Source organism: Desulfosporosinus sp. I2 (assembly GCF_000960765.1).
Lineage (GTDB): Bacteria > Bacillota > Desulfitobacteriia > Desulfitobacteriales > Desulfitobacteriaceae > Desulfosporosinus.
Genome location: NZ_JYNH01000018.1, coordinates 1 through 17,662 on the forward strand (window position 1 = coordinate 1; position 17,662 = coordinate 17,662).

General features: G+C 44.8%; 16 protein-coding genes. 1 reads left to right on the forward strand and 15 read right to left on the reverse strand.

All coding sequences use genetic code 11. The annotated features are described in order from the left end of the window. From UF75_RS06790 to UF75_RS06805, 4 genes are all read right to left on the reverse strand, one after another. Positions 1–419: fibronectin type III domain-containing protein (locus tag UF75_RS06790; RefSeq protein ID WP_045573854.1), on the reverse strand; the 419-nt coding region annotated here is incomplete at its 3' end. A 199-nt stretch (positions 420–618) separates the two neighbouring features. Next, the gene (locus UF75_RS06795) at positions 619–1,023 is read right to left on the reverse strand and encodes a hypothetical protein (RefSeq protein ID WP_045573891.1); all 405 of its coding nucleotides are present in this window, start codon (positions 1,021–1,023) and stop codon (positions 619–621) included. Between the two features lie 71 nt (positions 1,024–1,094). Continuing rightward, a complete protein-coding gene (locus UF75_RS06800; RefSeq protein ID WP_045573855.1) occupies positions 1,095–1,889 on the reverse strand; it encodes an acyl-CoA dehydratase activase in 795 nt (264 codons plus the stop codon). Positions 1,890–1,962: 73 nt separating this feature from the next. Next, positions 1,963–2,976 carry a 2-hydroxyacyl-CoA dehydratase family protein gene (locus UF75_RS06805; RefSeq protein WP_045573856.1) on the reverse strand — a complete coding sequence of 338 codons (1,014 nt, stop codon included), beginning with the start codon at positions 2,974–2,976 and terminating at the stop codon, positions 1,963–1,965. A gap of 285 nt (positions 2,977–3,261) precedes the next feature. On the opposite strand from UF75_RS06805, the gene UF75_RS06810 reads away from it, so the two are divergent. Next, on the forward strand, positions 3,262–3,840 hold the full coding sequence (locus tag UF75_RS06810) for a Uma2 family endonuclease (RefSeq protein ID WP_045573857.1): 579 nt from the start codon (positions 3,262–3,264) through the stop codon (positions 3,838–3,840). On the opposite strand, the gene UF75_RS06815 is transcribed toward UF75_RS06810, so the two are convergent. From UF75_RS06815 to UF75_RS06860, 11 genes are all read right to left on the reverse strand, one after another. After that, positions 3,827–5,092, reverse strand: a complete 1,266-nt coding sequence (locus UF75_RS06815; protein WP_045573858.1) for a methylaspartate ammonia-lyase — start codon at positions 5,090–5,092, stop codon at positions 3,827–3,829. The genes UF75_RS06810 and UF75_RS06815 overlap by 14 nt on opposite strands. Positions 5,093–5,256: 164 nt before the next feature. Further along, positions 5,257–5,553, reverse strand: a complete 297-nt coding sequence (locus tag UF75_RS28060) for a hypothetical protein (protein WP_207642471.1) — start codon at positions 5,551–5,553, stop codon at positions 5,257–5,259. 13 nt (positions 5,554–5,566) lie between these two features. After that, positions 5,567–7,021, reverse strand: coding sequence for a methylaspartate mutase subunit E (locus UF75_RS06820; RefSeq protein ID WP_045573859.1), 1,455 nt, complete (start codon positions 7,019–7,021; stop codon positions 5,567–5,569). 16 nt (positions 7,022–7,037) lie between these two features. Then, positions 7,038–8,417, reverse strand: a complete 1,380-nt coding sequence (gene glmL, locus UF75_RS06825; protein ID WP_045573860.1) for a methylaspartate mutase accessory protein GlmL — start codon at positions 8,415–8,417, stop codon at positions 7,038–7,040. Between the two features lie 14 nt (positions 8,418–8,431). Continuing rightward, positions 8,432–8,851: a methylaspartate mutase subunit S gene (gene glmS / locus UF75_RS06830; protein ID WP_045573861.1), complete on the reverse strand. Its 420-nt coding sequence runs from the start codon at positions 8,849–8,851 to the stop codon at positions 8,432–8,434. A 163-nt stretch (positions 8,852–9,014) separates the two neighbouring features. After that, the gene (gene murI / locus UF75_RS06835; protein WP_082075050.1) at positions 9,015–9,917 is read right to left on the reverse strand and encodes a glutamate racemase; all 903 of its coding nucleotides are present in this window, start codon (positions 9,915–9,917) and stop codon (positions 9,015–9,017) included. Beyond that, complete coding sequence (locus UF75_RS06840) at positions 9,914–10,867, reverse strand: GntR family transcriptional regulator (protein ID WP_045573862.1); 954 nt, start codon at positions 10,865–10,867, stop codon at positions 9,914–9,916. The genes murI and UF75_RS06840 overlap by 4 nt, the downstream gene beginning before the upstream one ends. A gap of 396 nt (positions 10,868–11,263) precedes the next feature. Beyond that, positions 11,264–13,438 (reverse strand): YcdB/YcdC domain-containing protein, encoded by a 2,175-nt coding sequence (locus tag UF75_RS06845; RefSeq protein WP_348983032.1) that lies wholly within the window; start codon positions 13,436–13,438, stop codon positions 11,264–11,266. 410 nt (positions 13,439–13,848) lie between these two features. Next, a complete protein-coding gene (locus UF75_RS06850) occupies positions 13,849–15,462 on the reverse strand; it encodes a cell wall-binding repeat-containing protein (RefSeq protein ID WP_052693049.1) in 1,614 nt (537 codons plus the stop codon). A 180-nt stretch (positions 15,463–15,642) separates the two neighbouring features. Then, entirely contained in the window at positions 15,643–16,860 is a 1,218-nt protein-coding gene (locus UF75_RS06855) for an ABC transporter permease (RefSeq protein WP_045573864.1), read from the reverse strand. After that, positions 16,857–17,582 carry an ABC transporter ATP-binding protein gene (locus UF75_RS06860; protein WP_045573865.1) on the reverse strand — a complete coding sequence of 242 codons (726 nt, stop codon included), beginning with the start codon at positions 17,580–17,582 and terminating at the stop codon, positions 16,857–16,859. Before UF75_RS06860 ends, UF75_RS06855 begins: the two co-directional genes overlap by 4 nt. Between the last annotated feature and the right edge of the window lie 80 nt (positions 17,583–17,662).

Here is a 17,662-nt window from a genome sequence, read left to right on the forward strand (position 1 = left end):
ATTTGATTGGCATTAGCAACCGTAGCTGTAAGACTTGTCGGTACTGACAAAGTACCATTGGAATTAGTTGTCCCAAAAACAGCAGAGGATTCTGAACTTGTTCCAACACTGTTGATAGCCCGAACTTTGTAATAATAAGTAGTGTTCAATGACAAGCTTGAATCTATATAACTTGTGGTTTGTGGTGTAGCAATAATGGAATAAGTTCCAGTTGGCGAGGTAGACCTGTAAACATAATAGCCAGTTGCATAACTTGCGGGATTCCAGGTCAGGTTTATTTGATTGGTACTTGAAACTGTAGCTGTGAGATTTGTCGGTGCTAATGGAGTACTTAGTGCTAAAGTGTTCTTCGGAAATATTAATGTTGAGATTAATAAGCAAAGTACAAGAGTAATTAATTTAAAATTATACTTTTTCATCAATTTGCCTCCTCAAAAAATGGTCCCTTAACGAGGTGTTTATCAGTTCTTATTCTCTATTTCTCTATTCTTGTTTGTATCTTGATAATCCTTCCTGCGAAGCAAACATTTCTCATAGAGAAACAATAATCAACGAAAAAAGACTAGAAAAGTTTCTCTAGCCTCAATGATTACGCACCTTAAAAAAGTTATAGTTTCACTAACGTAAAATACTTTGGTTCCCAAAAAGCTTTTTTAGCCAACAAGCAACGCATCTAAAGATCAGGTAAAGTATAAACGCAACTAAAAAACCCCAAAGGCCTTCAACAATATCCTGGAATTCCATATTACCTCGACCTGTTAATTTCTGCTCAATCTCTATGGCAAAAACCAGAACAACAAGGACTGTAAACGTATAAATGAATGAAATTGCTGTTAGGCTATACCGAACAAGATACTTGAATAACTTATGTACAACTAAAAAGAGTACTATTCCCAAAAGTCCAATGACTAAAAAATGTAGCTGTTTATCGTTGAGGTGAAGACCCAACGAATGAGTCAATAGGACTAATTTGTCGTGGAAATAGTTCAAAATGCTGGTTATAAGTCTCAACGCATTACTCAATACATTACCTCCAAGCAGGCCTACATTATACACGCCGATCTCTATGCTAAAACAAGTATCTTGCGCCTCTCTCAAATGTGATTGAGACCCTCCACACAACACCCAATCGCCCCATTAAACTGGGGCTCCTGCGGTATAATAATCCGCTTGCCCGACCCCGCTTCCAAAAGCTTACCTACCGAACGATTATGTGCGACTCCTCCGGTAAAGACCAGAACCTCACCGGCGAATGAACGCAGGAGAGGTAAGATACGCTTCACAATTGTAGCATTAACCCCAGCCGCGAGTTCAGCTAAGGGGAAACCTTCCACAATCTTACCGATCAACTCGCTTTCACCAAACACGGCACACGTCGAGCTCAACTCCACCGGAGTATCTGCATATTGTCCCAGTTCCTCTAGTGACACATCAAGAATGCTCGCCATATTTTCTAAGTAGCGTCCAGAAGAGGCCGCACATTTATCGTTCGTCATAAAATCGATCATTTTGCCATTTCGGATCTGGATGATTTTACTGTCTTGTCCACCCAGATCGACCAAAGTAAAATCCTTAAGCCCTGTCTGATAAATTGCCCCCAAGACATGCGCCTTAAGCTCCGGAATAGCGTCCCCACCGGCAAGCTCTAAAGTATTACGCCCATAACCAGTGGAAACTAAGCGATCCACCACAGGCAGTCCCAAAGCCTCAAAATTTACAGCCAGTTTTCCCCCTTGCTTGCGCCCATACTCTCGGTAAAAACGGATCGTATCCAAACTTTCCAATCGGAGGATTTCTAAACCTTCCCCCTCTATCCTCTGCCGCATGAGGGCGATCTTCACGCTCCGGCTGCCCAAATCAATTCCACAAATAGTTTGTTGTTCAGACATGTGATGGCCCCTTCCAAAATGTTCGAAACAATTTCTAGTTTGGCACGACGATCGCATGGCCGAGGGACGTGTCTCATGACCCGATCATACTCAAAAAGGATTCCAATCTCATCTTACTCCGAGCATCCAAGCCCGTTGGATTTTCTCCTTCAAGGGTTAGAATCGGGCAATCCAATTTCTTGCGTATAATTAAATCCTCGATCTGTCGATAGCAAAAACTTTGGGTATAATGGATAATCCCGTCAAGACGACGACGGTCCATCTCTGTCGCGATATCTTCAATCCGTTGAAATACTTGATAAGGATACGTGTATAACCGATACTGTTCGACAACGTCGTTCGTCTCAAAAGGCATTGAGAACTGCCTCTGGACTTCATTAAAAACAACGCGGGCTCCGTGTTGTTCTAGAAAATCGTATAATTCCGGAAAAATAGGTGGAACCCCGATAAAACCCAGACGGATTTCTCGACCTTTCCCTCGTGGGCCCGAACGAATCTGCCCCGATAAAGGCTCTCTCTTACGGGCAGTTTGAATAAAGTCTTGCATTTCACGGGCAAAGCTTTCGGGGTGACCATTAAAATCAGAACAGGAAACTTGGTAGAGGTGGTTTTCAAACCCACTTACGCGGTTTTCTTCCCAAGTCAGTCGATCTATTTCCCAAGCCAAAGCTCGGACCCGATCCAGCCGTTTCTTCTGTCGATTCACACCCTCCCAATCCGTGCCCATAGCTTCCATAAACTTATTGATTTGGAGACGGAGCATATCAGGATCTCGATCATATGGAAAAGCGAACGGGATAATTTCGATCCCCTCAACTTGCCAAGTTTCCATCAATGCATGGGTATTGCTACAATCTCCTTGGGTTACGGCAACAATGCGCTGAATCTCCGGATTACGCAAGGCCGTCGAATACAACCCTTTAATCCAGCCACATACATTTCGGGGGTATCCGGCCAGCTCGGCTTCCTCCACTCGACGCATGGCTTCCGAACTAGTAATGAAACTATTGTTTAAATCGACTGGCGTATCTCCTGCTGCGTAAATTACTTCAACAGGCACCGTCGTGGTTAAACCGATTTTACTCATAATCGCTGTCTACTCCTTGTTTAACCCTGTTTGAACTGACTCTCGGTTCTAGTTTAAAGGATCAAGCCTAAAATGTTAAGTATGTGACATTAGGAAGTTTAAATCTGTTTTTAAAATAAGTGGATAATAATGGTATATAATCTTGATACCATGTTAGCATGAGGGTTATAATAGTAGATAATTAATATACAATTTGCGATTAACAGAAGTTTACGCCTAAAAGCCAATACTGATTTTAATACTGAAGTCTCCACAAGTTGAAAGTTATTAAGGAGAGTGATTATTATGCCACTATCCCAAGAAGAAAAAAAATACACGTATGCAGACTACTTGACATATCCAGAAGATGAAAGATGGGAAATTTTTGACGGTGTACCCTTAATGCAAGCAGCTCCTGCACCTATACATCAAGAGATACTGATGGAATTATCCAAACAAATCGCAGTCTATTTGACGGGTAAAACCTGCAAAATTTACCCTGCACCTTTTTGTGTAAGGCTGCCTGAAGGCTATGAGAAAGATGATAAAGAAGTCAAAAACATTGTGGAACCTGATATTTCTATTATTTGCGATAAATTCAAAATTGATGAAATGGGTTGTAATGGGGCACCCGACATGATAATTGAAATAATTTCTCCGTCGTCAATTAAAAAAGACAGGTTTCTTAAGTTCAATATGTACGAAAAAGCTGGTGTTAAAGAATATTGGATTGTAGAACCTGATCAAAAACTTGTGAGTGTTTTTCTGCTTCAGACAAACGGAAGATTCAGTCGTCCAGAAATGTACACTGACGAGGATAGTATAAATGTATCTATCTTTCCCGATTTAGTCATTAATTTGAGTACTGTTTTTACGGTCTCATAAGCTCATGACCGTGGAAGTGATACTTCAACAGTGCTAAGGTCCTATTCATCTCATTATGCACGATCATATACCCTTCATCCACCCCCATACCGGGTTTAGCCAGCATTTGGTCAGGCCGCGTTGCCAGCGATACATGCACTGCTGTCCGACCTCCTGCATCTGTTTCATTACAGGATCCTCCGACATAGGCACCCACTCCAAATTTCTTAGCATAGATTACCGCTTCAATCGTATTTTGAATTCCACCCAAGTCCGGAGTTTTAATTTGAACCATATCTGCGGCTTGCGCATCGACAAATTTGACGATATCTTCATACGTATTGCACCATTCATCCGCCACGATTTCCACGTTAACTCCTCGTACTTTTAAAGCGTCACGCAAAGACTTAAGTTGTTCAATCTGACCTTTTATACTTCCCGCATCCATCGGCCCTTCGATCCGCAAATGCAAAGGGGAAGCTGCTTTTTCCAACTTCGCAAAATAATTGACCATCTGCTCTGTATCATCCTTAAAAGCAATCCCAATCGTACCATAAACATCGATGTGCAAGACAGGACGATAATCATCGCCACCCAATGATAGCACACGATTTCTAAGCCATTCTACATAATCTAAAAGTAGTTCACCATGGTTGCCCAACTTTGTCTCTACATGATTAATTAAGGCATGGGGTAAAACCCCGGCTCGTTTAATAATTGCTTTATCAGCATTATCATAGCGGTCATCACCCGTTTGTGTAAAAATTGGTACAGGTTCAAGGACCATCGGAAGTTCATATTCTTTTACAATAACTTCTGTCATCGTTTTTTGATGAGCTTTAGCCACACCATCAAGAATTGCTTGGCTGATCCCATAACGAATGGCAGTATGATAACGAACCCCATTTGGTCGTTTCGAATCCTCAATCTGACCCGCTAAATGTCGGAAAGAATCTAAGTTCTGCCCAATCAACATAGGAGCAATCTCTTCCATGATAATTGAAATAAATTCCTCAGCTAAAAAAAGCGGATCCCGACCACCCGCTCCAGAATATTGTACAGCAGCGCAATCCCCCGAAGCAACTTGTCCATCCTCCAAAATTAACATGACTGAAATCGACTCACCTCGTTGACGAACCGCCTTAAATCCCGGCGTCTGCGGTTCACCCAGATAAGCAAATCCATCATGAGCAGCACCCGCTTTAATCGCTTGTTGATCATCAAAATAAAATCCCGTCAACCCAGGCGAAGCAATAACATCAATAATTTTCATCATGATCCTCCTTTTTAGTGAAACAGGGGGACAGGTTCACTGTTTCACCAGGGAAACAGTGAACCTGTCCCCCTGTTTCTGCCCCTGTTTCTGTGAAACAAGGAACCTGTCCCCCTGTTTCATGTCCCCCTGTTTCACAACCAACCTAAATACCCCCAAGGGGCTTAGCATCCTAAACCTCCCCAGCCTTCCGGGAATACCCGACCATCCAACCTAGGATAGACGTTGCTTGAGACAGAGTGAACGCCTAAAGCAAGCAGCCCGCCAAACTTCACGAAAGCGACCCGGAAAACAGGGCTGAGCACAAGGATGTGCGAAGCCGGCCATGCGACACGGATGTCGCTTTGGACGGGTACCCTGTTTGGAGGCAAGCTTGAGTGACTAGTTTGGCCTGCGAGCGCCCGAAGTGAACGAGTCTCAAGCAACGTCCATCCCCAGCAACCCAGGTAATCCCGAGACACTTGCCAAGGGATGCTAACCCCTTGGCCGCCCAACGAGCATCCCTTTCCCAATCGCATAAATATCATCGATGACCATCTGGAAGGACGGATCTCGATTCTCATCACGTCCGCGCTGAGCAATACGTTCTCGATGAAACTCCTTGATGGTTTCATCAAACGGAATATTTCCAAAATCTAAAAGCCTTACCGCACCCGCGGTATCCCGGGCTGGGAGAATTTTGCCCGCGTTATAACGGCTTGGTGCAAACGGGACGTCAATCACTCCTGCTTGAAAAGCTCGCACAGTACCAACCGCAGCATCTCCCTCGCCTAGTTCGAGAACTCGATCAAGAATAGCCCTCGTTTCCATCAGAATCATGGTCTCTTCTAAAGCCAGCTCTGCAGTCATGGGCAAAGTTTGGTCTTTCAACATACTTAGAACTTGCTTCGTGGTACGAATGCCTGCTGCATTAGCCTCTTTAGTGGGAATGCCGAGTGCTTCGTGCGGAGTTTTCACAATCACCTTAGACGCCTTACCTAAGGCAGCAGTCACTGCACCCCACGAAATCACCCCATAGGCTTTCGCCTCATCTTGTGGAAAACCACCCATCCATTGATGAAAGACCGTGGTGATCATCACCTTTGGATAACCTAGTTTTGCTAAATACTCTTCCGCCAAAACAGGAAGAGTATGCAGAGCTGCAATATCTTGCATAAGATTACCACATTGACCGTAACCCAGCGTCAGGCTACGGACCCCTTGAGCTACTGCAAAGATCCCTTCAAGAACTGCTACAGCATGGGAGATAGCAGGAGGAACAAGCGTCCCGGTTAATGGTCCGAACGGTTCACGGTTAATTTTAACCCCTCGCTCTTCGTAGAGACCGATAAGGCGGTCAACATACTGCCAGTATTTAATCGTATTTTCAATCGAAACGTCTTTAGAATACGGAATGTTATAAGAAATTCCGCCTCCTTCGTAATCTGTAAAGCCACCAGCAATCGTCACTTCAGCAAGCAATCGAGCATCCGGAGTTCCATGCCGAACCTGAATTGGCACTTGAACACTTTCTACTACACGCCGACAGGAGGCTACCCCATGGTTTACCGCTGGAAATCCATTCAACATCGAGCGTCCGATGGCTACACTTTCTTCTATGCCCGCCTGCGCTTCTGCATAACGGTTTTGCCGAGTATAAGAGTCGATCGTGGAGGGCAGAAAATCTGCTCCCCCTTCATCTTGAAGGAAACGCAACAGTTCAATATGTTCATTGAGCAGAGCTACTCCGGCACGCGGTTGGGCAAAGGTGATTCCTTTAGCTTTCCCTTCGGCAAGTTTTTCTGCAAAAATTTTACTTTTGGGTAATGATTTTTGATACGCTACAGCTTCCTCAAAGTCAACATCCTTACCAGTCTCCCATTGCCCCAAAACTTCCAGCCGCTGACGTTGAAATTCCTCAGCATCCATTTGTTGAACGGTTAATTCCATTTCTAGACCCCTCCTCCTAAAGTTCGACGATATGTTTTTTCATGATCCTGAGCGCGGCGAGTGGTGCCACTTCACGAAGTAAACCCATAGCCGCTAAGATATACTCTTTATCCAAATAAAAAGCAGCGTTTTGTGGCTTAAGTAGCATAGGTTCCTCTGGCTTAAAAACCGCTCCTTGTAAGATTTCCAAAACATCAGGGCGATGAAGAAGCACCCCCCCCGTCCCGATTACCACAGGTAGTGGCGTTAGATCTTTTCCATGCTGTACATAAGTTGCACCGAAGGGTGTATAAACGACTTCAATCGTACCCACGTGACGATCCACAGATAAAGCGACGGCCATTCGACCCATAGCCACATCAAATTTGGCTTCCTCCTCTGTTTGAGGAATTCGCCAAGGATCTTGTTTACATAAACCCAGTTGACTTACCACTTGAGCCTCCGTCCAACCCAAATAGTCATTTAACCGTCTTCCCGCCGCCTCCACCAGTGCCTCTGAACTATAGCGCATTCCCAAGTCGCCCTCTACCGTTCGTTTGGCATATGGCTCTGGTAACCCTTTGAGCATAACGCCGGGTTTACTGGGATCCCCCTTAGCAATCGAATGGACATCCGTTGTAGCCCCTCCGACATCCACAATCATCAACTCTCCCATTCCCCGTTCCGAACCATGTCCCTGAGCCAAAAGTTCAGCCGCAGAAAGGACAGCTGCTGGGGTCGGCATCATAATTCGTTCCAGGAATTCCTCGGCAGAGTCTAAACCCTTAGCCCGAATAATGTGAGTTAAGAACACATCCCTAATCGCCAAACGTGCCGATTCTACTGATAATACGCCAAGCTCGGGCATCACATTATCTGCTACAACCACAGGATGATGTTGTGTTCGCAAGATCTCTGCAGCCTGTGCAGACACCACCTTATTTCCCGCAATCACAACCGGGAGGCTCTGAGGAAGTAGAGTAAGCATTTTGGCATTTTTTAAGAGGATTTCTTTATTGCCACCGTCAGTTCCCCCCGCTAACAAGAGCATATCTGGTTTTGAACTTATTATGAGTTCAAGATCATCTGGCGTCAGTTCGTAGCTAAAAACTTGAAGGACACGTGCGCCTGCTCCGAGGGCTGCTCGCCTGGCTGCTTCTGCCGTGAGTTCTTTTACTAAACCGCTGGCAATCATTTTTAACCCGCCAGCTGCACTACTGCAAGCGAGCTTGCGAACAAAATTCCAGCCTCCTACTGGCTCAGGAATCTGGGCCAATGCAGCCTGCAAACCTTCCATAATATTAGTTTTAATGGTCGTCCCCGCTCGAGCCGTGCCTACTATATCCTCTGAATCTAGGTCTGCAATGGTCACTTTAGTGAACGTACTGCCAAAATCAATGAGAAGGACTGCTTGCAAGGTCCGTTCCCCCTTTAATCTTCAGTCATGCCTAAATCTCTACGTAAATCTTCGATTGGAGTCTCTGGCATAGTTCCAGGTGGATAAACCCGGTCAAAACCCATGGCCAAAAACCGTTCTTTAACTGACTCAAAATCCTGTTTCCCACAGACTAAGTTACCACCGACATACATAAGGATATGACCGATTCCCGTTTCCTGGCATTTTTCACGTAAACCTCGGCAATCCATCTCTCCATGTCCATATAAGGATGAAACCAAGATTACGTCAGCGTTTGTTTCAATAGCGGCATGGATGAACTCCTCCTGTGTGGCAAGCACACCGATATTGATCACTTTAAAACCCGCTTGAGTAAAAGCAAAATCCAAGATCCGATTTCCCACAGCATGAACATCTGATCCGATGACCCCTAACACCAAGGTTTTTTGTTCCACAATCATTCCTCCTGGTCTTCTAAGAAAATTTATCAGAACCTAAGCGCCAACAAAGTAGGGATTCGTGGTTCATACTTCGCGCTTCGTGCTTCATACTTCATGCTTCATGCTTCATACTTCAGCCTCGTGCTTTCGCTTCGTGCCTCGCGCCTCGCGCCTCGCCTTACTCGCCCAAAACGACTTGCTCCACATGATCGATCCCCTCTGAAAGGAGCGTATTGCCTACTTGTCGGAAAAGCCCTGGGTCTCCACTTACAAAATAACGAGCACGCCAATGCTTTTTCCCCAAAACGGATGCAGCAGGTGACTCCAGTAATCCCGAACATTCCCAATCGTCCAAATGCTGAAGTAATATTTCCAGCTCTTTAACCACTGCCAAAGCTGGGTCCACAATCAAGACATTTTCTCCTAAGGTTTCCCTGATAACTGGCTCAAGAAACGGATAATGCGTACATCCCAGGATGAGAGTATCTACTCCCGCTGCTTGTAAAGGAGCTAGATAGGTTCTGGCAATTCCACGTGCCTCGGATGAATTCGCTAAACCAGCCTCAATCAAAGGGACAAAGAGTGGACAACCTTGAGCTTTAACTAAAGCTATAGCCTGTTCGCCTAGCTGCCATGCTTCTCTGAGCACTAAGTCTTCGGGTAAGGTTCCTTTAGCCAGTGCTCGGCTCACCCCGGACGAATACGCTTTGCTGCGCACAGTGGTTTCTGTGGCAATCAGCCCTATCCTTCCAGCGATGGTTTTTTCCACCGCCAAGCGAGCTCCTGGTTCAACCATACCGATCATGGGGATATCAAACCGATCTCGCAGAACAGGGAGTGCGGTAGCCGAACTGGTATTGCAGGCTACGACAATCATCTCTGCCCCTTGCCCAATTAGAAAGGTGACAATCTCCTCTCCAAAACGGATTAATTCCTCTCGAGATCGGTTTCCATACGGGACACGCGCAGTATCTCCAAAATAAACAATTCGGACATCGAGTAGTCGCTCCAGAATTTCTTTCATCACGGTAAGGCCACCCACTCCTGAGTCGAACATCCCGATAACACGCTGTTTCTTCAAAGTTTCTCCCCCTTTAATTCCAGCAAAAGTCCTCTTATCAGATTAAGACTTCCTGCATCCGGTTCAAACTTAAACTCAATGCACTCCATGTTTGCCGGGAGCACTTTTTCAACCTGAAACCGTAGCCTAGGAGCTAAGATCACTGCGCCACATTCTGGCAAGACTTCACTCAAACTGGTCTCATCAGGTTGAATCAAGGTTTTTAGCATTAGGTACAAACCAGCTTGCCTAAGTGCCCCTTTCACCATTTCCGCAAATTGATGACTCTCACAGACCAAGGCCAATCCTCGTCCCATACTAAGCTTGGCAATGCGCACAATCGTATCAAGCTTAGGCTGCATAGAAATCCCTAAAATAGGAATGCGTAGCTTACCAAGGAGGATTTTGACTTCCGCGAGGTGAGTTACCCCTGTGATCACCATATCCATTCCCGTCAAACGTTCCTGCGTCCGAGGGGATTCCTGAAGTTCAGAAAGTAAAATCGGTAGCAGGCTCACTCCTGGACCAAGATTCCAATTAACTTCCGCAAGTTGCTCAGGGTTCGTGACGATGAAAGCTACTTTCATTCGTGATAGAAGCTCTTTCTTTTCCATTCCCCGGACATGCACAAACGATACAAAATCATCGATCGAAAAACCAAGTCCAACTGCTTCCTCCATGGCCAAATCGACAATTCGGAGGACCTTCTCCTTTCGACCTTCTTGCTGTAAGATTTGCGAAGTATCCTCAACGAAGGTTCCTTTGCCCCTGGCTGAACTTAAAATCCCTTCACTCTCCAGTTCCTTATAAGCTTGGCTGACGGTATTTCGGCTGACGGCTAAGCTTACTGCCAACTCTCGTTCTGGAGGAAGTTTCGTCCCTGCCGGCCAAATTCCCTGAGTAATTCGCCGACGAATCTGCTCCTTAAGTTGGATGTAATAAGGTACACCACTTTTCCGATCCAAATCCATAAAAATCACCTTTCTAAAATCCCACTACTTGAGAGCACAATCTATTCTATGTTTGGTATAATCCTTTTTGGACCTGTTGACTAGTCCAATTTATTATTTCTACATCCCTATAGGTTTTCCCTTCTTTAGATTAGTCTTGTATTAAATTTAAATTTATTAAATTTAATACAAGGCCAGCGGCCACCTTAGTTACTTATACTACTGGAAATTTATACTTTTGATAGTACAAAAGAAACCTGTCACACTATGACAGGTTTCTTGTAACATATTTACTGTTCGAAAGGTATATTAAATTGTGTGTTCAAAGTGTGTTAAAAGGACCGTCCCTCTTACACACCCCTCTTACACACCTCTTACACCCCTCTTACACATTACACACCCTTACACACCCACACCTTATCTCATCATGTAATTATTCTGTGGTTGCTCTACTGCATAAGCATGGACTAAAGCGTAGGCGGCTTCAGCTCTTGTTACGGTTTGATTTGGGTTTAGGGTAGTCCCATCTAATTTCAAAATGCCTAGTCCCCAAGCAAGTGCAATATAGCCCATTGATTCGGTTTGAATCTGATCAAAATCTGTAAAAGGTACAAAATAGATGCCTCTAACCTTCGCTGCAGGTTCCATATTAATGAGGCGAATCATCATTTTGGACAGATCATCTCGACTCAATTCAGACCCCAGTTTTAAATCCCCAGGGATCCAACCCCGCTCTTTGGCAATCTTCAAAACATCCTCATCGTTCAAAACACGATCCCGGTTATTTCCTTCCGCCGCAAGCATCGCCCGCAAAAGCGAACCCGCGGTAATTTTTTCGTCAGGATGGAATGTATCTCCATATTCTCCAAAGGCTCCCATCAGACCCATTAAACTTATTTCCTTTTCCGCATAATTTCCCGAGATATCTGTGAAATTCTGGGACTTAAACCACTGGGACTGCGATTTGCCATACCAATCCGTAAGGTCACCCGTTTTAGCGTCCAGCATCGCTGGATTGTTCATGCCATAGTTTGTCTTTGGTTGATAGACCAAGCGGACTTCCTGTTGCCCCTCCTGCTTAGAAATTAAGGTGTAGTTCATCTCCAAGGGACGCATTTTTAAGAACCGATCTGTTGCTTGGTTAATAGGCAGCACATCAGCGGAACTTGGGAATTCCAAGTTAGACCAAGTCATATCGTAATTCATGACTTGGTTAGCAGCCGTATCTACGGTTATGTTGAATCCGTTACGTGAAACAGGAATGCCATTGACGACCCTAACATAAGAAAACATCTGCATATTGGGAGGCATTTTTCCCCCATAGAAGTTTTCTGATTCCATTTTAACAAGTTTAAAGCGCTCAGGCTGTATACGTTTGAGAAAGTCCTCTGCTATTATTTGCGCCTCTTCACGGTTAATGGTCTTAGACTTGTCATCCAGTTTTGTTCCATAGGACATATTAAACCCGATCAAATCCCCAGTGTTAGCGTTCACGCGAGCACCGATGTAACGGTTTTCTCCCATATTGAAAGACCCAGTATTCCAATTTAATTCCCAAACTTGTTCACTAGGGTTTTGCCAATCTGGATTCAGGCTGGAGAACTGGATCACAAAATCCTTGGGAATTATAATCGCTTTTTTGACGATCTCAACCGCTTCACTCTGGCTAATTTTTTGAGAGTTCTTCAGAGTATCCTGGCTGATTGAGGATTCTTTCACTGGGGAAGCAGCTCCTGCTGGTTCTGTCGCTGATGTTGCAACTGAAACACTGCTTACAGCACTCATGGGTTTATAGCCGACTGCCTGCGTATCAAGGGTCACAGGCTGCCCGCTCAAGGCGTCAATGGCTCCTCCGTAGTATTTATTGGACAACTGGTACACAAGGAGTACTCGCCGGGGTTCTGATGTTTGAGGATTCATGATCGGAGGTATAAAATACTGTAATTCGAGCATGGGTGTATCGGTAAACGCTTGCCGCGCCGTTTCAAGGGAGATAACCTTGGAGGCAGCGGGGAAAGTAAGATCTTGTGCCCAATTAAAGTTATAGTCTCTAACATGCCCATTGTCACCCCTAACACTCACGCTCACTCCGTTCCCGGGAAACGGAATACCGTCTACAACACGGATCCATTGGAAATTGTACGCAAAGGGTTGCGAGTTGTTTAAGGCAAAAACTTGTTGGTTATCTCTGACAAGTTTCATTTGTGTTTGATATTTACTAGTTAATTTTGAGACTAAATCGGTAGCTACTTTCTCAGCATCCCCTGCGGATAGCACAGGTAGCTTAAAAGACGGCTTTAGCGCTTGCTCCCATTGATTAACGTTCAAAATGTCTCCGGTCGTTGCGTCAACCATTGCATTGAAACTCCCACCCGGTTGATCTGTTGAATTCCAGTTTATGGAATAGGTGGCACGGTTGTTATACTCATTATACCCCGTTGACATTCGTGTATAGTTCGCTGGGATACTAAAATTATCCTTGACCACCTGCACGGCCTGCTCAACTTTAATACTTGTCTTTTCGTTTCCAAGGGTATTTACCGGATAAACTACTAATTGTACAAGGAGCATGAAAATAACTACAAGGTTCAATTGGCGAATCTTCCTAAACAATCCTTATCAATCCTTTCCCACCTCATTTTAATGCGACCATTTCTTTCCTGGTTGCGAAATACCGGGCAATTCTATACATTAACACGTTCCCTTTGTCTATATAGCAAGTGGTCATCCCAACCTCCTTCAATCTATGAAATGTTAAAGCTATTAATTCTAATGTATAGGCCGCACTCTTAATATATTCTTCACTTACCGATATCCTCCTGCAATATTAGAATTATTTTCCTTTTTGTTTTTCAAGATTATGGGTTTCTATCAAACAAACGTTTTATTGGCTCACCTGCATAGCGAAAAATCCGTTTGACAAACTAAAGTCAAACGGATTTACAAAATGCAGTTTATGGATTTTCAAGTTCTATCTGATATATGGATGGGGATGGAGTGGATTAATGTTGCAGCATCTGTTGAAGTTTCTGCTCCAGATCATACGTGACCCCGCTGTTATTGCCAACAACTGCTGATTTTGAAATATATCCTTTATTGTATAACAAGAAATAGTTTAGACTTGATGGAAGAGTATTCGGTGGTGTCATTGCTACAAATCCTCCGGTTTTAGCCGCCAAGGCAGCCGTTACCAACGCATCAGCATAGGGTTTTCCCGAACTAACATCATCTTGGCGAACTAACCCTGATGCAAAGTAAATTGGAGACTGAGGTTGCGAGCTGTTGAAAAGGTTTTGAAAAATGATGCTCTGCGTATCGTAGCGATCATATCCACCCCAGCGGTTGACAGTATACTTGGAACTTAACTGATTTTCAATTTGGGTGCTGATGACTGCGGTTCCTCCCAGCAAGATGACATTACTTGGCTTGAGATCTGTTAAGGCTTGGAGTGTAGAAGCTGGTAAAACATCTCGATCTGTAAGCAAAATAGGACTTCCTTGCTCAGCGGCAAAGGCACTGATCGCAATAGCATCAGGTATGGCGTATCCATTGGCAAGATAGACGGTACGAGTGGGCACGCTCCCCACAATGGAGGAGATATTAGCTGCTGTATCATATCCTTGTAATCCGGCTAGACGAGTAACCGTAAATTGGTTACTCAAACTGTCCTGGATTTCCTGAGATATAGCAACAGTTCCACCAACAATGTAGACATTCTTAGCGCCTAAAGCATAAATCTCTGCTAACGTCCGATCGTCTAATTTTGTCGAATTAGTCATCAAAATTGGCGCATCGAGCTTTTTAGAAAGGGGCCCGGCAGCGAGAGAATCTGAAAATTGATCATCTCGTGCCAAGATCACATTTGGAGTCCCCATGGTCCAACCGCTTTTGGCAACCTCGACAGAGAGAGCAACATTATCTTCTGCAGTCCCACCAATTCGCGCATTTTGAGTATAGGCTGGAAGAACTGGGATCGTCCCTATTATATGACCTGCGAAAACGATGTTAGCTGTACCATATAAGGTTGGGGTCATTGAAAACGTAAACGTTCCATCACTGAGCGTAGTAAAAGATGTGGTCGATGCCCCAATTAACGTTCCATCTACAGTTCCTGATTTACGGCCCAATGGATTACCTTCAGTATCCGTAACCTTAACCCTTATAGTATTATTCTTGTTGATAACGAGAGAATCTGCAATGAGGCTCTTAGCATTCAGCACTGTTATGGTTCCCGCAGCTAAGGCTGTACCCGAAGCCCCTTGACGTATTACTAGGTCATACTCTCCAGCGGTCTCTAAGGTGACGTTAGAAATCGTATAATTTCCAGCTGACCCGGAAACTTGAAATAACTTATCATTCCCATCAGCGTCTGTAATGGTAGCGCTACCTACAGACCCGGTAAATGGATCGGATTTATTATCCCAAAGTTGAACATTTATATTACTTGTTTCCCCGGCTATCAGTTTGGAATCTGCACTAGTTGCGAAGTTGAGCCATCCAAGCCATGTACTCCCATCACTAGTGTTCGCTGAAGCAACCCCCGGTATCATTCCAATCAGCAGGAACATTATCATCAGAACACCAAAGATTGATCGCGTCTGGTTCCTTTTTCCCACGTATTATTTCCCCTTTCCATCTTTCGTAAAATCGACAAGTGTCTTTTCTGGGGCAATGTCGACGGTTCTTTCGTTCACGCCTTCATTTCTGGATGTCAGATGTCCCTGTTACCAAGAATCAAACAAAAATGTTAGAGATTAATGCAAGTCACGAACCGACCCTGACTTGCATCTACTAATTTACTCATATCTTAAGGCATCAATCGGATCCATAGCAGCCGCCTTTCGCGCTGGGAATACCCCGAAAATAATGCCGATTGCGGCAGAGAAACCGAAAGCCATCAACACGGAGGACATCGAGATACTAGTATTTAAGGTTAATGCCTTCCCTGCCAGGCTAGAGCCTCCATACCCGAGGGCGATGCCGATGCCTCCCCCTAAGATACTAAGCACAACCGCCTCAATAAGGAACTGCAATAAAATATCCATGCCTTTAGCCCCGATCGCTTTCCGGATTCCAATCTCTCGTGTTCGTTCGGTGACCGAAACAAGCATGATATTCATGATTCCGATTCCTCCGACCAACAAGGAAATGCCCGCAATCCCACCCAGAAGCATGGTCAAAGTTTGAGTGACATTTTGCATAGTTGCCAACATATCGGCCTGATTTTGTACCCTGAAGTTGTTGTCTTTGCCAGCCTGGATCTTATGGGCTTTTCGCAACGTTGCCGTAATCTCATCTTGTGCCGTCTGCATAAGCTCCTCTGACGAAGCGGATACTAGAATACTACGTACCGTCTTCTTTCCGATTAAACGCGCTTGAACAGTTGTAATTGGAGCAGTAATCATATCGTCACTGCTCTGAAATCCGGTAGACCCTGTAGCTGTGGTCACCCCAATAACTTGAAAAGGTACATTATTGATTTTAATTTTTTGCCCGATAATATCAGCATTTGCACTCCCCAAGAGATTTTCCACAACGGTCGGACCGACCACAGCAACCCTGGCGTTACTACTTACGTCCTCTTTTGTAAGATAGCGGCCACGAGCCATTGTGACATTTTTAATCACTTCATAGCCCTCTGTCGTTCCATTAATACTCGTGGAGGTGTTTCCGGAGCCTAAAACTACTTGAGCATTTGAACTCGCAACTGGGGCAACTGCTTTAATCGATGTTCCAATCTTAATCTTATCAACGTCATCCATTGTCAAGCTATTCGAACTACCTGCTCCTCCGCTCACTCCTCCATTATTTGACTGCCCTGGGCTAATAGTCAGGAGATTTGAGCCCATGCCTTGAATCTGAGAAGTGATTGAAGCAGTTGCCCCATTCCCTATTCCAACCATGGCAATGACAGCTGCTACTCCAATAATAATCCCTAGCATGGTCAATGCTGAACGCAGTTTATTCGCTCGTAAAGCCCTAAGAGAGACCCGGATACTTTCTAAAAAGTTCACTCTGCCACCCCTTCCTCGATGACCTGTGCTTGGGCCTTCCGGGGATTTTTAACGGGTTCGTCCCCCTCAATATGACCGTCACGGAAACGAACAATTCGTTCGGTGAATTCTGCAATATCTGGTTCATGGGTCACGATAATAATTGTATTTCCTGAGGCATGCAGTCGCTGAAAAATCGCCATAACCTCTTCACTCGATCGACTGTCCAAATTCCCAGTAGGCTCATCCGCTAATATAATAGAAGGGTTGGTCACGAGCGCACGTGCGATGGCGACCCTTTGCTGCTGCCCGCCTGATAGTTCTTTGGGACGGTGATGAATTCGTTCGCCAAGACCCACAGATTCTAGCGCAGCAATGGCACGAGTACGTCTTTCTTTACCTCCCGTCCCTGCATAGAGCAAGGGAAGTTCGACATTTTCTACAGCCATCGTCCGGGGAAGAAGATTAAATCCTTGAAAGATAAAACCGATCTTGCGGTTACGAATGACCGATAATTCATCCCCACTGGCCTTCGCGACATCGGTTCCATCAAGATAATACTCTCCCTCTGTAGGGGTATCTAAGCATCCTAAAATATTCATCATGGTTGATTTGCCCGAACCGGAGGGTCCCATAATAGCTACAAACTCACCAGCTCCCACGTGAAGATCCACCCCACCTAGAGCTGCAACCTGAATATCCCCGTTGGCATAGATTTTTCTGATCCCTTTGAGATTTATCAAATAGCATTCCTCCTGACGTATCCGTCAAAGCAAGTTTCAAAAATCTTACTGTTACCATAAATAACAACCCATTCCCTTGT